The sequence below is a fragment of the Mesorhizobium loti genome, from assembly GCF_013170705.1.
Classification (GTDB): Bacteria; Pseudomonadota; Alphaproteobacteria; order Rhizobiales; family Rhizobiaceae; genus Mesorhizobium; species Mesorhizobium loti_D.
Genome location: NZ_CP033334.1, coordinates 6,135,219 through 6,150,665 on the forward strand (window position 1 = coordinate 6,135,219; position 15,447 = coordinate 6,150,665).

8 protein-coding genes are annotated in these 15,447 nt (G+C 62.9%); 7 read left to right on the forward strand and 1 reads right to left on the reverse strand.

Annotated elements, in window-relative coordinates; translation table 11 throughout:
- Window positions 1-2: 2 nt before the first annotated feature.
- On the reverse strand, window positions 3-2,330 hold the full coding sequence (gene tssI, locus EB815_RS30010) for a type VI secretion system tip protein VgrG (protein ID WP_056564996.1): 2,328 nt from the start codon (window positions 2,328-2,330) through the stop codon (window positions 3-5).
- Between the two features lie 245 nt (window positions 2,331-2,575).
- Here tssI and tagH point away from each other — a divergent pair, with 245 nt between their 5' ends.
- From tagH to EB815_RS30045, 7 genes are all read left to right on the forward strand, one after another.
- Window positions 2,576-3,631 (forward strand): type VI secretion system-associated FHA domain protein TagH, encoded by a 1,056-nt coding sequence (gene tagH / locus EB815_RS30015; RefSeq protein ID WP_056564999.1) that lies wholly within the window; start codon window positions 2,576-2,578, stop codon window positions 3,629-3,631.
- 300 nt (window positions 3,632-3,931) lie between these two features.
- Window positions 3,932-5,413 carry a type VI secretion system protein TssL, long form gene (gene tssL / locus EB815_RS30020; RefSeq protein ID WP_056565002.1) on the forward strand — a complete coding sequence of 494 codons (1,482 nt, stop codon included), beginning with the start codon at window positions 3,932-3,934 and terminating at the stop codon, window positions 5,411-5,413.
- Between the two features lie 22 nt (window positions 5,414-5,435).
- Window positions 5,436-8,993, forward strand: coding sequence for a type VI secretion system membrane subunit TssM (tssM, locus tag EB815_RS30025; RefSeq protein ID WP_056565769.1), 3,558 nt, complete (start codon window positions 5,436-5,438; stop codon window positions 8,991-8,993).
- Window positions 8,994-9,152: 159 nt separating this feature from the next.
- Window positions 9,153-9,926: a PP2C family protein-serine/threonine phosphatase gene (locus EB815_RS30030; protein WP_056565005.1), complete on the forward strand. Its 774-nt coding sequence runs from the start codon at window positions 9,153-9,155 to the stop codon at window positions 9,924-9,926.
- A gap of 5 nt (window positions 9,927-9,931) precedes the next feature.
- A complete protein-coding gene (locus tag EB815_RS30035) occupies window positions 9,932-12,514 on the forward strand; it encodes a serine/threonine-protein kinase (protein WP_056565008.1) in 2,583 nt (860 codons plus the stop codon).
- Between the two features lie 117 nt (window positions 12,515-12,631).
- Window positions 12,632-13,027, forward strand: a complete 396-nt coding sequence (locus EB815_RS30040; RefSeq protein ID WP_081294656.1) for a DUF1036 domain-containing protein — start codon at window positions 12,632-12,634, stop codon at window positions 13,025-13,027.
- Entirely contained in the window at window positions 13,024-15,432 is a 2,409-nt protein-coding gene (locus EB815_RS30045; protein ID WP_056565012.1) for a M23 family metallopeptidase, read from the forward strand. The genes EB815_RS30040 and EB815_RS30045 overlap by 4 nt, the downstream gene beginning before the upstream one ends.
- The last annotated feature ends 15 nt before the right edge of the window (window positions 15,433-15,447 follow it).

Sequence of the window (15,447 nt, forward strand, 5' to 3'; positions counted from 1 at the left end):
CCTCAGTTTTCACTGATCTTCGAACCCTTCATCACAATGTCGCTGGAAGCCTTGATGGTGATCTTGCCGGACCCGTTCACCGAAATGTCCTTGCCCTCGATGCCTATCGAACCGTCCTTCTTCATCATGATCTTGGCCGATCCGCATTTGATCAGGATTTCGTCACCGGCGTCGATCACCAGCTTCTTGCCGACCTTGATGGAGCTGTTCTCGCCGACGTTGATCGAACTGCCTTTCGCAACACCCAAGGAATGGGCGCCGCCGACGGTCGTGGAATCGTCGGCGGCGATGCTGGCGCTGCGCGCCGCACCGACGTTGAACGTCTGGGCGCTGCCGATAGTCACGCTCTGATCAGCGCCGATATTGACGCTTTGCGCCGCCGCGATGTTCCAGCTGTCGGCTGCCCCGATGTCGTGGCTTTGCGCTGACCCCACGGTGACCGACCGTGTCGCGCCGATCGTATTGGCTTGCGGGCCGCCAACGCTTCGTGTCTCGGAGGCCCCGACCGTATCGATGCGCGCCGCGCCAACAGTCACTGTCTGGACAATCCCCACCGTCTGCGAGTGGTTGGAGCCGATCGTTTCCGTCGAGTTCGAACCGATGCTGATCGTCTCATTCGCCCCCACTGTCAGTGAGCGGTTCTTGCCCACCGTCTCGGTGTCGTTCGAGCCGATATTCGTGGTCTGGTCGACGCCGACCTTGACCGTCTTGTTGTTGCCGACGTCCTCGTCGAGGTTGTGGCCGACGGAGTGCTTGGCGTCGTGGTCGATGCGGTCGGATTGATCGTGCTGGACCAGCTTGGCGCGGTCGTGCTTGATCAGCAGCTTGTGGTCCTTCTGGGCCTGGAAATTGACCAGTTCGGAGCCGGCCTTGTCCTCGAACATCAGCTCGTTGTAGCCGCCGCCGCCTTTCGAGGAGTTGGATTTCCAGCCCGATTGCGTCGCGTTGCCCGGCAAGCCGTAGGGCGGCATCTGCGAGGCGTTGTAGACCCTGCCGGTGATGATGGGCAGGTCGGGATCGCCTTCAAGGAAGTCGACGATCACCTCCTGGCCGATGCGCGGTATCTGGATGAAGCCCCAGCCGCTGCCGGCCCAGGTCTGCGAGACACGCACGAAGCAGGAACTGTTTTCGTTCTTCTTGCCCAGGCGGTCCCAGTGGAACTGCACCTTCACCCGGGCATATTTGTCGGTGAATATCTCCTCGCCGGAAGGGCCGACAACCGTCGCCGTCTGCGGCCCGCGCATGATCGGCCGCGCCGTGATCCGTGGCGGGCGATAGGGCAAGGCAGTCGGCGCGACGCCGAGCACGACCTTGAAATTCTCGCTGTGGGCCTCGTTCTGGGTCCTGTAGCCCGGATCGAACAACCTGTATTCGGCGCTGATCACCAGATATTCCTGGTTCTGGTCGTCGCGCGGAAAGCTTTCCAGCTTGAAGGTACAGCCGGAATGGAGGCCGCGCACGGTTCCAACGGCGGTGATGCGCTGATGCGCGGCCTGGAGTTCCTCGCGCCGGATGCCGGCCAGGGTGTCGCCGCGCCCCACATCGAGATGCGCCCCAGGCTGGCGATAATTCTCGCCGGAGGCTTCCTTGTGGCTGAACGGCTGGGCGGACTTCGCCATCAGATCGGCGCCAGGTTTCTGGAAATCATAGTCGGTATGGGCATAGGCCCCGGGCCGCACCGAACTGCCTGGAATCCATTCGGTGATGTATTCGACGTCGCGCCGCGAGCCATGTCCCTCGAAATTATACAGTATCTTCTCGTAGCCCGGCGCCGGCTTCAGCTTGCTCATGGCGTCGCACAGCACGAGCGTGTGCTTGCCCTCGTCATGCTCGAAGAAATAGAAGATGCCTTCGTGCTCGAGCAGGCGCTGCACGAAATCCAGATCGCTTTCATCATACTGCACGCAGTATTCGCGCGAGGGATACGACCCTTGCAGCCGCTTCTCGAATTTCGCCGCACCGTATTTCGAGAAGATCTTTTCGACGATCTCGACAGCGGTCATGTTCTGAAAGATCCGGCAATCGGTCGCATTGCCGAGGAACCAGAGCCACGGCCTGATGATCGCTTCGTAGTAGGCCAACCGGTCTTCGATGCGGGTCAGGCGAAACTCCGACACCAGGCCGCTGAACCACCGTTTCGGATCGGATTCACCTTCGACCGAAACCACGCCTCCCAGCATCTTCAGCGGATCGATGTCGGAGCTGGGGCTGACGAACCCGACCGTATAGGCAAAGCAACGGCTGATCTCATCGCGCCCGACAAGATGCGTGAAGGTCAACAGCTCGGCGCCAACCGGTGTCTGTACAACCGTGGCACGTTCGTTCGGCATGGGTCGTGCCCCTCCTGGACGCGGCCGCCGACGCGGTGGATCTGAAGTTCCATCCGCTGAGGAACCTTTAAGACCCGCCGCGCCAGGCCATGTTGAGCCTACCACATATTGTCCTGCCAACCAAAGAGGGCGCACAGCGGCCAAACCTTGCCCTGTCGATGCATCGGCTCGAAACACTGCTGTCCTGTTGTATGTGCAAACTGCTAGAATGTGGAGTATCGGTCAGCGTTCGACGGCGATCCTGGATGTACATCAGTCTGCAAATCAACAATGTCGACGCCTTGCCCGCCGGCATCTCGACCGGCTACGCGGCGCGCGACCGCAGCTTCGAAATCGGACGCGATGCGTGTGACTGGACCTTGTCGGACCCCGACAAGTTCATCTCGGGCCGGCATTGCGAGGTTCGATACGAGGCAGGCGCGTTCTGGCTGCACGATGTCTCGCGCAACGGAACCTACATCAACGGATCAAGCCAGCGCATGGCCGGCCCGCATCGGCTGGGTCATGGCGACCGGATGCTAATCGGCCGTTATGTGATCTTCGTGTCGATCGACGACGAGCGCGCGGCGACAGGTCATCCCAGCCGCGGCTCGACGCAGCGAGAAATGCAGGCCGCGACAAATCGGTCGCTGGAATTCGGAGAAGGGCCCTTCCTCGATCCCGCGGAGCAACGGTCCGGGCAGCGGGTTGCGGCTCCAGCATTCTCGTCGCAACCCTCGCCGATTCCCTCGACGCGAGACGAGGTGCTGCGGGAAATCGCGATCGCGGCCGGTATCTCGCCGGAATTGCTGCAATCGCGCGACCCGCATGAAGTCGCCGCCGAAATCGGCGCGGTGCTGCGGACGGTGGTCGAGGAGGTGACCTTGCTGCTGAAAGCACGCGCGGCCGCGAAAATGCTGGCCAAGAGCACACAACGAACGATGATCAGCGCGGCCGACAACAATCCCCTGAAGTTCGTCCCAGGAACCGACGACATTCTCGAGATCATGTTTGCGCGGCGCCGTGCCGGCTATCTCGATGCCAGGCGCAGCATCGAGGATGCGTTCCGCGATCTCAAGACGCACGAATTCGCCACCTATGCCGCCATGCAAGCGGCGCTGTCGCGGCTGCTCGACGACCTGTCTCCCGAAGCGATCGGAAGAAAGCTTCCGCCGACGTCGTTCTCGTCGAAAAAGAGCCAGGCCTGGGACGCTTTTGTCGCGACCTGGCGAACCATGGAGGAAGCGCACGAGAACGGCATGCTGGACATATTCCTGGCCTATTTCAGCGAAGCCTATGCCAAGGCCGACAAGCAGAAATAGGCGCTTCAGGAGAGCCGTGGCGCCGCAGCCGACGAAGATACCTCTTCGGTGCGCGGCATCCGGTTCCAATCGGGAGTTTCTGAGACTACGATCGCATACGACAATTCGCCAAGCGGGTAAGGCTCATCGACCTGGGGGTCTGCGGCAAATGTCATCCTACGGCGGGATAGCAAGATGTAGCCAACCGTCCTCAAGATACTGCCCTGCTACGCAGGGCCCGGCTTTGTTTTACCCGACCGCGAAAAGCTCTGCGCCTGTCCGGCAAGGGCGCAGGAGCCAGGCACGGACGGACGATCGACGATGAGCTCGAAGGACGATCCTTTCGGCCCGGCGGGCAAGACCGTCATTCGCGCCACGCCACGGCGTGAGCGAAAACCGGCCCCTAGTCCTCCCGTCGCGGATAGCGGACAACCCTCGCAGGTCAAGGATTCGACCGTGTTCGATCCCGGCGTCGGCCAGCATACACCACCCGGTTGGACATCCGGAACCGTGATTTACCAGGGGACTCCTCCCGTGGCGGCGCCGGCTCCGGCTCTGTCGCAGGAGACCCTGCTCAATGTCACGGACAGTGTCCGATATTCCGCGGCAAATCCGATCCTTGCCGCGGCTGCACCGTTGCTGATGCTGTTCGGCCAGTTCAGGCTTATCCCGGTCGAGAGACAAGCGGAGCCGTTGGCGGAACACATCACCGAGGCGATCGACAAGTTCGACAGCGCACTGGAGAAAGCAGGCGTTGCCGAAGAGGATGCGCGGATTGCGAAATTTGTCCTGTGCGAAACCGCCGACGATCTCATCGGCAACCTGCCCTGGCCACGGAAGGACGCCTGGGCGCGGCACAGCATGCTATCGCGGTTCTTCCACGTCGAGCCCAATGGCACGGGCTTTTTCGAAGCGCTGAACAAAATCCTGGCCAGCCCGGAGGCACATTACGATCTGCTCGAACTGATGCATGTGTGCCTGTCGCTGGGGTACGAGGGCCAATATCGCGGCCTGACACGCGAGGATACCAATCTCGAACGCGTTCGGCGCGACGTCTACGAAACGCTTCGCTATTTCAGGCCGCGCGCGGACGAAGACATCTCGCCTCGCTGGCAGGGCCTGGCGGCAACGATGACGCAGTCTTCGACACGCCTGCCGCTCTGGGCCGTTGCGGCAGCGGCAGCGGCGCTGCTGACGGCGGCATTCTTCGCGTTGCGGGTCTTCATCACCAATGAAGGCGACGCCACCGCTGGTGAATTGCTGGCCCTCAACCCGTCGACACCCATCACCATCGAGCGCGCCAGCGTGGCGCCTTTGGCCGAGCCGGCGAAAGTCACCCCTCCGGCAGCCACGACCACGCAGATCGATCGCATCCGCTCGGCCCTGGCCAAGGATATCGAGGCCGGCGGGCTGACCGTCGGCACGAAGGGCGACTTCATCGTCGTTGAAATCAACAATCTCCTGGTGTTCCAGTCCGGCAGAGCCGACGCGAAGCCGGAGTTCCAGCCCATAGCCGCCGACATCGCAGCCGCCCTGGAACCGGAGCGCGGACCAATCAGGATCGTCGGCCATACGGACAATGTGAAGCCACGAAAGTCGAGCCCGTTCAAGTCCAACTTCGATCTTTCCGTCGCCCGGGCGAAGGCCGTCGAAACCATGATGGCGCAGAAGTTGAGCGATCCTTCGCGACTGACGGTCGACGGCAAGGGCGAGGACGAGCCGATCGCCGACAATGCTACACAGGAAGGCCGCGCCAGGAACCGCCGTGTCGATGTGATGATCGCCAAGGAGGAGACATTGTGAGCAGGGCCGGTTGGATGCGCCGATGACACGTTGGCTGCCGCGGATATTCAGCATGATCGCGCTGGCCGGTTTTTCAGCGGCAGTGTGGTTTGCCGGACCTCTGATCCGCTTCGCCGATAGCCGTCCTCTCGGGCCGGCCTGGCTGCGCGCGGCAATCATCGGTGTGATCGTGGCGGCCGTAGCGCTCTTCCATGGATTGCGTTTCTGGCGGATGCGCAAGGCACAAAAGGCGCTGGAGACCGCCGTTGCCCGCAATGATGACAGGGATGACGACTCACTGGTGCTCGAGGCGCGCATGAACGAAGCCATCGCCGCGCTCAAACGGTCGAGCGGCAAGCGCAATTTCCTCTATGAGATCCCCTGGTACATCATCATCGGCCCGCCCGGAGCGGGCAAGACAACGGCACTGGTCAATTCGGGTCTGAATTTTCCGCTGGCAGGTTCGGGTGATGCCCAGCCGGTCGCCGGTGTCGGCGGAACACGTGCCTGCGACTGGTGGTTTACCGACGAGGCCGTGCTGATCGACACCGCTGGACGCTACACGACGCAGGATTCCAATGCCGAGAGCGACAAGAAGAGCTGGCTCGCCTTCCTGTCGCTGCTCAAGAAATACCGCACGCGGCAGCCGATAAACGGCGTCATCCTGGCGATCAGCCTCGCCGATCTCATCAGCCTCGACGATCAGCAGCTTGATGCTCACGTCGTGGAGATACGCAGCCGGCTGCGGGAAATCCACGAGACGCTGAAGATCCAGTTTCCAGTGTATCTGCTGTTCACCAAGGCCGATCTCGTTTCGGGGTTCATGGATTACTTCGGCGCTTTCGATGAGCCCCGCCGACGCAAGGTCTGGGGCGCGACGTTCCAAACCACGGATCGCAACAAGAACATGGCGGCCGAGGCCCCGGCCGAATTCGATGCGCTGGCAAGACGCCTGGTCGAGGAGATGCCGGACCGCCTTCAAGAAGAGGTCGATCCGGTAGCGCGCATATCCGCTTTTGGCTTTCCGGCGCAGTTTGGGGCGCTGAAGATCCGAATTGCGCGTTTTATCGCCGGCTTGTTCGATCCGGCCCGCAGCCAGGTGAATGTCAGCCTGCGTGGCCTCTATTTTTCGTCAGGTACGCAAGAGGGAACGCCAATCGATCAGGTGTTGGGCGCGATCGGCCGCAGCTTCGGCGGCAATTCCCGCGCCCATCTTTCGGGAACCGGCAAAAGCTTCTTTTTGCATGATCTGCTGACGGGCGTCATTTTTGCTGAATCCGGATGGGTCTCCTACGACAAATCGGCTGTAAGGCGTGCGGCGATCGCCAGATTTGCAGGACTTTGCGCCATCGCGTTGATCGCCGCGGCGGCCCTCGGCACCTTGGCCCTGAGCTTCACGGCCAACAGGTCGCTGATCGCCTCCACAACGCTGGCCATGGGCCAGTATCGCGCGACGGCGGACGCGCTGCTCAAAACTACCGAGGTCACCGACGTCGACCTCGAAAACGTCATCGGCCCGCTCGACCAGTTGCGCGATCTGCCGGCCGGGTTCGAAATCGGCGACGTGTCGACACCGATCGAGGAGACCTTCGGCCTCGGCCAACGCGAGAGACTTGTTTCGGCGTCCAGGACGGCTTACCGGCAAGCGCTGGAACGCATGTTGCGGTCGCGTTTGCTGATCCAGGCCGAGCGGACGATCCAGGCCAGGATGGCCGATCCCGCCGCGCTTTACGAGCCGTTGAAGATCTATCTGATGCTCGGCGGCAAGGCGCCGAAGGTCGACGACGCGCTGATCGTTTCCTGGATGAAGCAGGATTGGGAGCAAAACCGGTATCCAGGCGAGAACAACCGCGCGGGACGCGAGCAACTCGAAAAGCACCTGCGCGCCATGCTTGCCCTGGACGACGCCTATGATCCGGTTTTCGAACTCAACCAGCCCCTCATCGAAGCCGCTCAGCGTTCGCTCGGGCGCATGAGCCTCGCCGACCGCGCCTCCGTCTTGATCAAGTCGGCGGTGTATTCGGCGGCGCTGGACGATTTTTCCCTTTCCATGAAAGGCGGACCGGAAGCGCGGCTGTTGTTCGAACGTGTCGATGGCAGCGATCTGTCGGGCCTTCGCGTGCCTGGCCTCTATACCTGGGCCGGTTTCAACCACTTCTATCTCGGACAGCTTTCGCACATTGCGCAGATGCTCGTCGACGACCAGTGGGTGCTCGGCGGCGGCGGCGAGCAAGGCGGCATCGACCAGGAGTTGCTCAAGCTCGGCCCCGAACTTCTCGATCGTTACGGGAAGGAGTTCGCAACGGCGTGGAACGGCGTTCTCGACGGGTTGAAGTTCAAGGCGATGCTGAAGGACAAGCCGCATTATATCGCGCTTTCCGCCGTCGCCTCGCCATCCTCGCCGATCGAACAGCTGTTTACGGCGATCGCCGACGAGACAGCACTGACGCGAGGCACTGCTTCCGGCCAGGACTCAGGCACCGAAGCCGGCACGGTTCAAGGCCAGTCACAGGAGGCTGTAAACATGGCCAGGGGCCTGGCTCGAATCGGCATACAAATCGCCACCGGAAAATCGCAAAGCCGTGCCGGCACAGGATCCGCAAACGCGCAAAACCAAAATCCCGGGGCCAACATCGAAGCGCAGTTCAGGTCATTCCAGGCCTTGGTGAGCGGTCCTGCCGGACACCGCCCGATCGATGCCTTGACCCAGAATTTCCGCGATATCTACCAGAGCCTGAAACTGGCGACCGACGTTCCCTCCCAGACGGAACGCGTCAACGCAAACCTGCAACTCCAGATAGCCACCCTTCGCGCCAATGCCTCACGCCTGCCCAAGCAGCTCGCCAGAATGGTCAATGCGACGGCGGACGAGTTCGAAGGCAACGTCACCGAGACCTCGGTGGCGAATTTGAACCAGATGCTTGATCAATCGGTCACGGCGCCCTGCGAGGCGGCCGTCAACGGCCGTTACCCTTTCTCCGGCAATGGCTCCGAGGACATGGCAATGGCGGATTTCGCGAAACTGTTCGCCCCCGGCGGGCTGATGGACCGGTTCTTCGCCCAGAATCTCGCGTCGCTGATCGACATGACGGGCCAGGACTGGAGCTGGAAGCAGGATGCGCGCTTCGGGCGCAGCCTGTCTAAGTCGACGCTGAAGAACTTCCAGCTGGCGGCCGAAATCCGCAGCGCCTTTTTTCCCCAAGGCGGTTCGGTGCCCTCGGTCAGCGTCACCTTCACGCCGTTCTCACTGCATGGCGACGCCGACGCGGCGGTGCTCGATGTCGATGGCCAGACCGTCCAGAGCAACCAGGCGGGCAACACGCCGAGCACGGTGACCTGGCCGAGCGGCACGGCTTCCGGATCCGCCAGTCTGAGCCTGACGCCGGAGATGCCAGGCCGCGAATCCGCCCTCAAGTTCGAAGGGCCGTGGGCGCTGAAACGGCTGCTGGACAAGGCGACCATCAGCGGCAACGACCCCAATGTCGAAGCGCGCTTCGTGATCGGCGGGCGCGACGTCACCTATACGATCCAGACCGGCTCCGGGCCCAACCCCTTCTTCCTTCCCGCACTCTCGGGATTCAGCTGTCCGAAGGCGTTTTGAAATGAGCTTCGAGCTTTTCAATACAATGACAGCCTGTATGAGCCTCACGCGCCCGGACCTTAATTTCTATACTTTAATGGTCGAGCCTGTGGCAAAGTGGCGAGAGCGAGCGCCCGCGAGTGCGCCGCAGAGGACGCGCAAGACGCGTTTGGTGGCAAGTTGAGCAATGTCGCCCTTCCCTTTGACAGCTTCGGCGTGAGCCACAAAGGCTGTGTCCGCGAGGTCAACGAAGACAACTATCTGCTGGAGCCACGAACCGGGCTTTGGGTGGTGGCCGACGGGATGGGTGGGCATGATGCCGGAGAGGTCGCCTCGGCCAGCATTGTCGACCATCTGGCCACGATCGGCATCGCAAGCTCCGCTCCGGACCTGCGGGCGCGCTTCGAGGACAGGCTGAGCCGGGCCAATGCCGAGATCCGCAGGATATCGGAATCGCGCGGCATCACCATCGGCTCCACTGTCGCCGCCCTGTTGGCGATGGACGGACGGTTTGCCTGTCTGTGGGCGGGTGACAGCCGGATCTACCTGATCCGCAACGCCTCGATCTCGCAGATTTCGAAGGACCACACCGAAGTGCAGGAACTGCTGGACCGAGGCATGATCAGTGCAGCCGAGGCGCTCACCTGGCCACGCCGCAATGTCATCACGCATGCGGTCGGCGTCAGCGATGACTTCATCATCGACTTCCAGCAAGGCGAACTGATGCCGGGGGATATTTTCGTGCTGAGCACCGATGGGCTGACAGCGCATGTCACCGACGCGGAGATCGAGGCAGCGGTGGTGTCGGCAACGCCGCAGGGGGCCTGCGAAAATCTTTTGGAAACGGTGCTGGCGCGAGGCGGAACGGACAATGTCACCATTGTGCTGGTGAAGATCGGAAACGGGCGCAATGGACAATCGCTCAGCGCTGATCTGTCGAGAGCGGAGGGCTGAGGCTGATGAGCGCCGACGACAAGACGCGAATATCGCCGCAGGTGGCCAACACCGCCGTGGGCACGCAGCTCAGCGGCATCTACGAACTTGACGAGCGGATCGCATTCGGCGGCATGGGCGAGGTCTACCGTGGCCACAACATCCAGACCGGAGATCACGTCGCGATCAAGATCGTCCTGCCCGAGTTTGCCCGTGACCAGACGATCCTGTCCTTGTTCCGCAAGGAGGCCTCGATCCTCAACCATTTGTCGCATGACGCGGTCGTGCGATACCACGTCTTCACCATCGATCCCGGGATCGGCCGTCCCTACCTTGCCATGGAATTCGTCGACGGCGAGTCGCTGTTCGACATCATGCGACGCGGGCCGATGCCGGTGGAAGAGGTGCGCAAGCTCTGCCATCGCCTCGCATCCGGCCTGAGCGCCGTGCATCAGGCGGGCGCGATCCACCGCGACCTTTCACCCGACAACATCATCCTGCCGGGAGGCCGCGTCGACCGTGCAAAGATCATCGATTTCGGCATTGCGCGATCGGCGACCGTGGGCGGTGAGACGCTGATCGGCGGAAAGTTCGCGGGAAAGTACAACTACGTTTCCCCCGAACAGCTCGGCCTTTACAGCGGCGACGTCCGTGAACAGTCCGACATCTACAGCCTTGGGCTGGTGCTGGCCGCCGCCCTGCGCGGCAAGCCGATCGACATGAGCGGATCGCAGTTCGAGATCATCGAAAAGCGCCGGACCGTGCCCGACCTCGCCGACATCGACGAGGACTTTCGCGGCATTGTCGAAGCCATGCTGCAACCGGATCCGCGGGACCGGCCGGTCAGCATGGCGGATATCGCCAGGATGACGCGCGACGAGGACGAAGGAACAACGCCGCCGACGTCGATCACCCCCCGCGACCGGCCGGGCTTGCCTCGAGCCGGGCAGACCCTTGCTCCCGATCCCAGAGCGCAGCCCCAGCCATCCTACGTCCCGGGACACGGTGCGCCAGCGGCAGTGGGCGCGGGCGCGCAGCCCTTCGTGCCGCATGTCCGGCCCGCGCTTTTATCCGAACCGCAGCCTCGGGCGAATCCCAGCCCGCCCCGTGCTGCCGCACGCAACGCTCCAGGAAAACCCGGAAGGACCCGCACCGCCGCGATCGCCGCCGTGGCGATGCTGGCTGTCGCCTCAGGCGCGGGCCTTTACTTGGCCGGCTTCATGACGCCTGCGCCGCCGATTGCGGGCAAGACGTCGCTTTCCGCGTCCGAACCGTCAAAGCCGGCTGCGGAAACGGCAAAGCCGCTCCCGGCCGACAAGATCGCGAACGCCCCGGAACCGGCAAAGCCGGTTCCGCCCGCACAGCCGGAAGCCAGCGTGGCTCCGGCTGAAAATCAGCCAGGGGCAGAGGTGGCTCAAAAGCCACGGCCGGCCAAACCCGCGGAAGCTCTCTCACCGGCCGAGGCACCCCCGAAGCCGCCGGCAATGGCGGCGCAACCGCAAACAGAAGCGGGCACGCCGTCGGCTGAAAGCCAGGCTGATGCCAAGCCGGTGCAAGCGCCGGAGCCGGCGAAGCCCACAGCCTCCGCGCAACCCGAAGAACCCCCGAAGCCATCCGCAGCGGAGGTGAAGCAGCCGTCCGAAACGGCATCGCCGGCAATCCAGCCGGATACGATGGCCAGCAACAGCCAAATGTCGGCCCCAGCATCCGGGACGACAGCTCCAACCCCGCCAGCCGAGAAGGTCGCAACGCCGCCGCCGGCCCAGCCAGAGGCCGTGCAGATCCCCAAGCCTGAGCCACAGATCAGTCGGCCGGAGGCACCCGAGGCGGCTGCGCCGGCCCCCAAACCCACTGCAAGCCAGACGGATGGCGCGAACGCCGAGGGTCAGAACGCATCGTTGCCGTCAACCAAACAGCCGGACCAAGCTGTCGTCGCGTTGAACGTGCCCAAACCAGCGATCCCCTCGCCTGTCGACGACAGCGCGCAACGAGTCTCCTGGGTTCGCGACTTCAGCGGCGGTGACTGTTTCTATGCGACCATGACGTCATCAGCCGACAAGCCCCCCGCGATCGAAGGATTTGGCACGGCGGTCCAGCCATTCGAACGGATGCTGGGCGCTTTCCAGGCAAAATTCCGTGTCGAGCCGGACATCAGCGTCCGCCTCATTGAGCAGAGCCAATGCGAAGTCACCAACTTTCTGCGCTTTCTGGGACAGACCGCGGCCGACAGACCGCAACTTGTTCTCGACCGGACATCGGTGCCGGATGGTACGCCGATCCGCGGTACGCTGGTGACGCGTGGCGGGCTCATTTCCAGTGTGCTGCTGATCGACCACAAGGGCATGGTGTTCAATCTCGACGACCGCATCGTCGTGCAACCGGACAAGGCCACTTTCAGCATTCCGATCGGGCTGGGCGCCGCCGACAAAGCCACTGGGAAGGCCGTGCCGCAGATCATAATGGTGATCACAGGCCCGCAGGATATTCAGGCTGCTGCCTTCTCCACGCCAACGCCAGCCTCGGTGCTGCTGCCAAAAATTCTCGAGGAGATCGAAACCGACGGATCTCAGTTTTCAGCCACTGCCAAGTATTTCCGGCTCGGCGGATAGCATGGGCGCCCGATGGAACCCAGCCGCGCGTGTTTGCCCCCTGCCGGCCTGCCCATAGAGCAGCGTGATCCGGCTCGAACCCTGCCTGCCCTGACTGGCCGCATCAAGCTCGCGGTCATGGCGGGAGCGGCACTGCTGGCCATGCTGGCATCCAGCGAAGCGCGCGCCGAATTCACGGTCTGCAACCAGACACTCGACGTCGTCAATCTGGCGGTCGGCCAGAGGGTCGACAATGCGGACCAGACCGACGGCTGGTGGACCATCGGCGCAAATCAATGCGTGAACGTCATCCGCGAGGAACTGACGAACCGTTACATCTACATCTATGCGACGGATGTGTTTGGTCACGCGATCCTTACCGGATCGACCGAGATGTGCATCGAGCGACGACGCTTTTCGATACGCGGCATCGACGATTGCTGGCAGCGTGGCCATATCGCGGCGCAATTTCTCGAAGTCGATACGCTTGAACAGGTGCGGTGGACCTTCTTCCTGACCGGAAACAGTCCGTGACGCACAGCATCGACACGAGCTTCAAGCAGAAGAAGCAGGCGCGAGCCGCGTTGCGCAGGCGCACGCTTTGGCGCAGGCTCATTGCCGGTTTCGCTGTGGTGATCCTGCTGTCCATCGCCGCCGGTTTCTACTTAACCGCGGACTATTGGTCGTTCGGCGACGAAGACGAGGAATTGCACGCCGTCGAAGGTGCGGACGATGTGCCGGCCGATGCCTCCGTCTACGTGCCCGCCATCATAGACCTGGCTGGAGATCCGATGTGGATCACCCTGGCACCCGATGCCGACACCGCAAGCAAGGGCCATACGGTGGCACGGCCGGCCGAGCTCGACAGTTCCGGCGCCTCGCCGCAGATCGAGATCCTCTCCGACGTGATGCTTAGCGCCAGCGAAAAGTTCATGACGACGATCCCGTCGACGCAGGAGGACTTCGCGTTCTTCCAGGCGCAGCGGCGGACCGCTCCGGCATCTCCGGCTGCCGCACCCACAGAGCAGGCCGCCCCGCCTGCCCCGGCGTCGCCACCGGACGACCAGCAGGGCGACCTGAATAACGACCTTCAGGCGGCACCCGATGCGGGTGGGGCCCCGGCTGTTCCGGTGCCCAAGCAGGATGCCGACGACCCGGAGGCCGGCTGGGGAGAGACCGTCAATCAGGGCGAGGCAGCGCTGCCCGCTTTCACGAAGACCCAGATCGAGAACAATACGACCGTGGCAACCGTGACCAACGAATACCAGCGCTTCGAGGCGACCGAAGACACGTTCGTGAAGATCCTCAACGACCGCAGCCTGGACAGCGTTGTGCTCGATGCACATTTCTCCACCGACGATGCCAAACTGGCGGGCGAAGCGCTGAAGGCGCTCTTCAACCGGGACGGGCTGGAACCGGGTTATGTCGTCGCCATGCGCGGGTTCCGGCCGAACCGCGGCACGGCCACGATGTCGCTCATGCAGGTTTCGGTCTACGCCAAGAATGTCTTTGTCGGCACGCTGACGCGCGACGCCGCGGGCGCCTTCGTGTCGGGTGTCGACCCCTGGGTGCGCGAGGACCTGTTCAACTATTCCGGTACCGATCAAGGCGGGCCCAAGCGGCAATACCGCCTGCTCGACGCGATCTATTCGACGGCCGCGCGCAACAAGGTCCCGACCGGCGTCATCGGCGAGGCGATCATGTACCTGTCGCGAGGACAGGACCTCGACGCCTTCGCCAGCGAGGACCAGCGCCTGGTGCTGATCTACTCGCAGACGCCGCGCGGCAAGGACGAGACGTCCGGGCGGGTGCTTTATGTCGGCGTCCAGGGCGGTGAGAAGACCATCGACTGTTTCGTCTTCCAGCAGAGCGACGGCCAGTTCGCCTGCGTGACGGGCAATGACGAGGTGCGCTCGCTGACTGTCGCCAACGGCATGGTGACGCCGGTGAACGGGGTCATGACCTCGACGTTCGGCCCGCGCAAGCACCCGATCCTCGGCGTCGTTCGCATCCACAAGGGTGTCGATTGGGCAGCCCCTGTCGGCACGCCGGTCGAGGCGGCCTTCGATGGCGAGATCAGTTTCCAGGGCGACGGCGGCAGCTATGGCAATCTGGTGAAGATCTCGCATGCGAACGGGCGCGAAACGCGCTACGCGCATATGCAAAAATTCGCCATTGCGAGCGGCGTCGGCACCAAGGTGAAGGCCGGCGACGTCATTGGCTATATCGGCACCACCGGGCTTTCGACCGGCCCGCATTTGCATTTCGAGCTCTACCAGAATGGCGAGGCGATCGATCCGCTGGGGACCTCCACCACGGTCGCCACCTATGATGCCGGCAATTCCGGCGATGTCGCCGTTGAAACGCTGACCGAGCGGATCGTTCACGTCGAAAGCGGCGGCAGCGCCCGCGCCAAGAACCCGAATTCCTCGGCGACCGGCGCCGGCCAGTTCATAACCAAGACCTGGATCAGGATGATGAATACCTATCGTCCGGAACTCGCGCGCACGCTGTCGACCGCCGACCTCTTGGCTCTGCGCTACGACGCCACCATTTCACGAGAGATGGTGCGCAATCTGGCGCGCGAAGGCGAGGCCTATCTTCGGGCGCGCGGCCACCAGATCACGGCCGGCCGGCTCTATCTCTGTCATTTCCTGGGAATGGAAGGCGCGCACCAGGTGCTGTCGGCGCCAGCTTCGGCGCAACTGAGCGCCGTGCTGGGGTCGGCCGTCATCCAGGCCAACCCGTTTCTCACCGGCAAGACAGCCAGCTATGTGGTGGACTGGGCCGAAAGGAAGATGGGCCAAAAGCTGAGCCGTGTGGCCACCGACGCCAGCCCGCAGACGACGACTACGGAGATCCGCCAGACATCGCCGGAGTTCGAAAAATACAAGCAGGCCGTCACCGCCCTCATAGGTTCGATTCAGAATACGCTTTGAGGCTCCCATCATGGG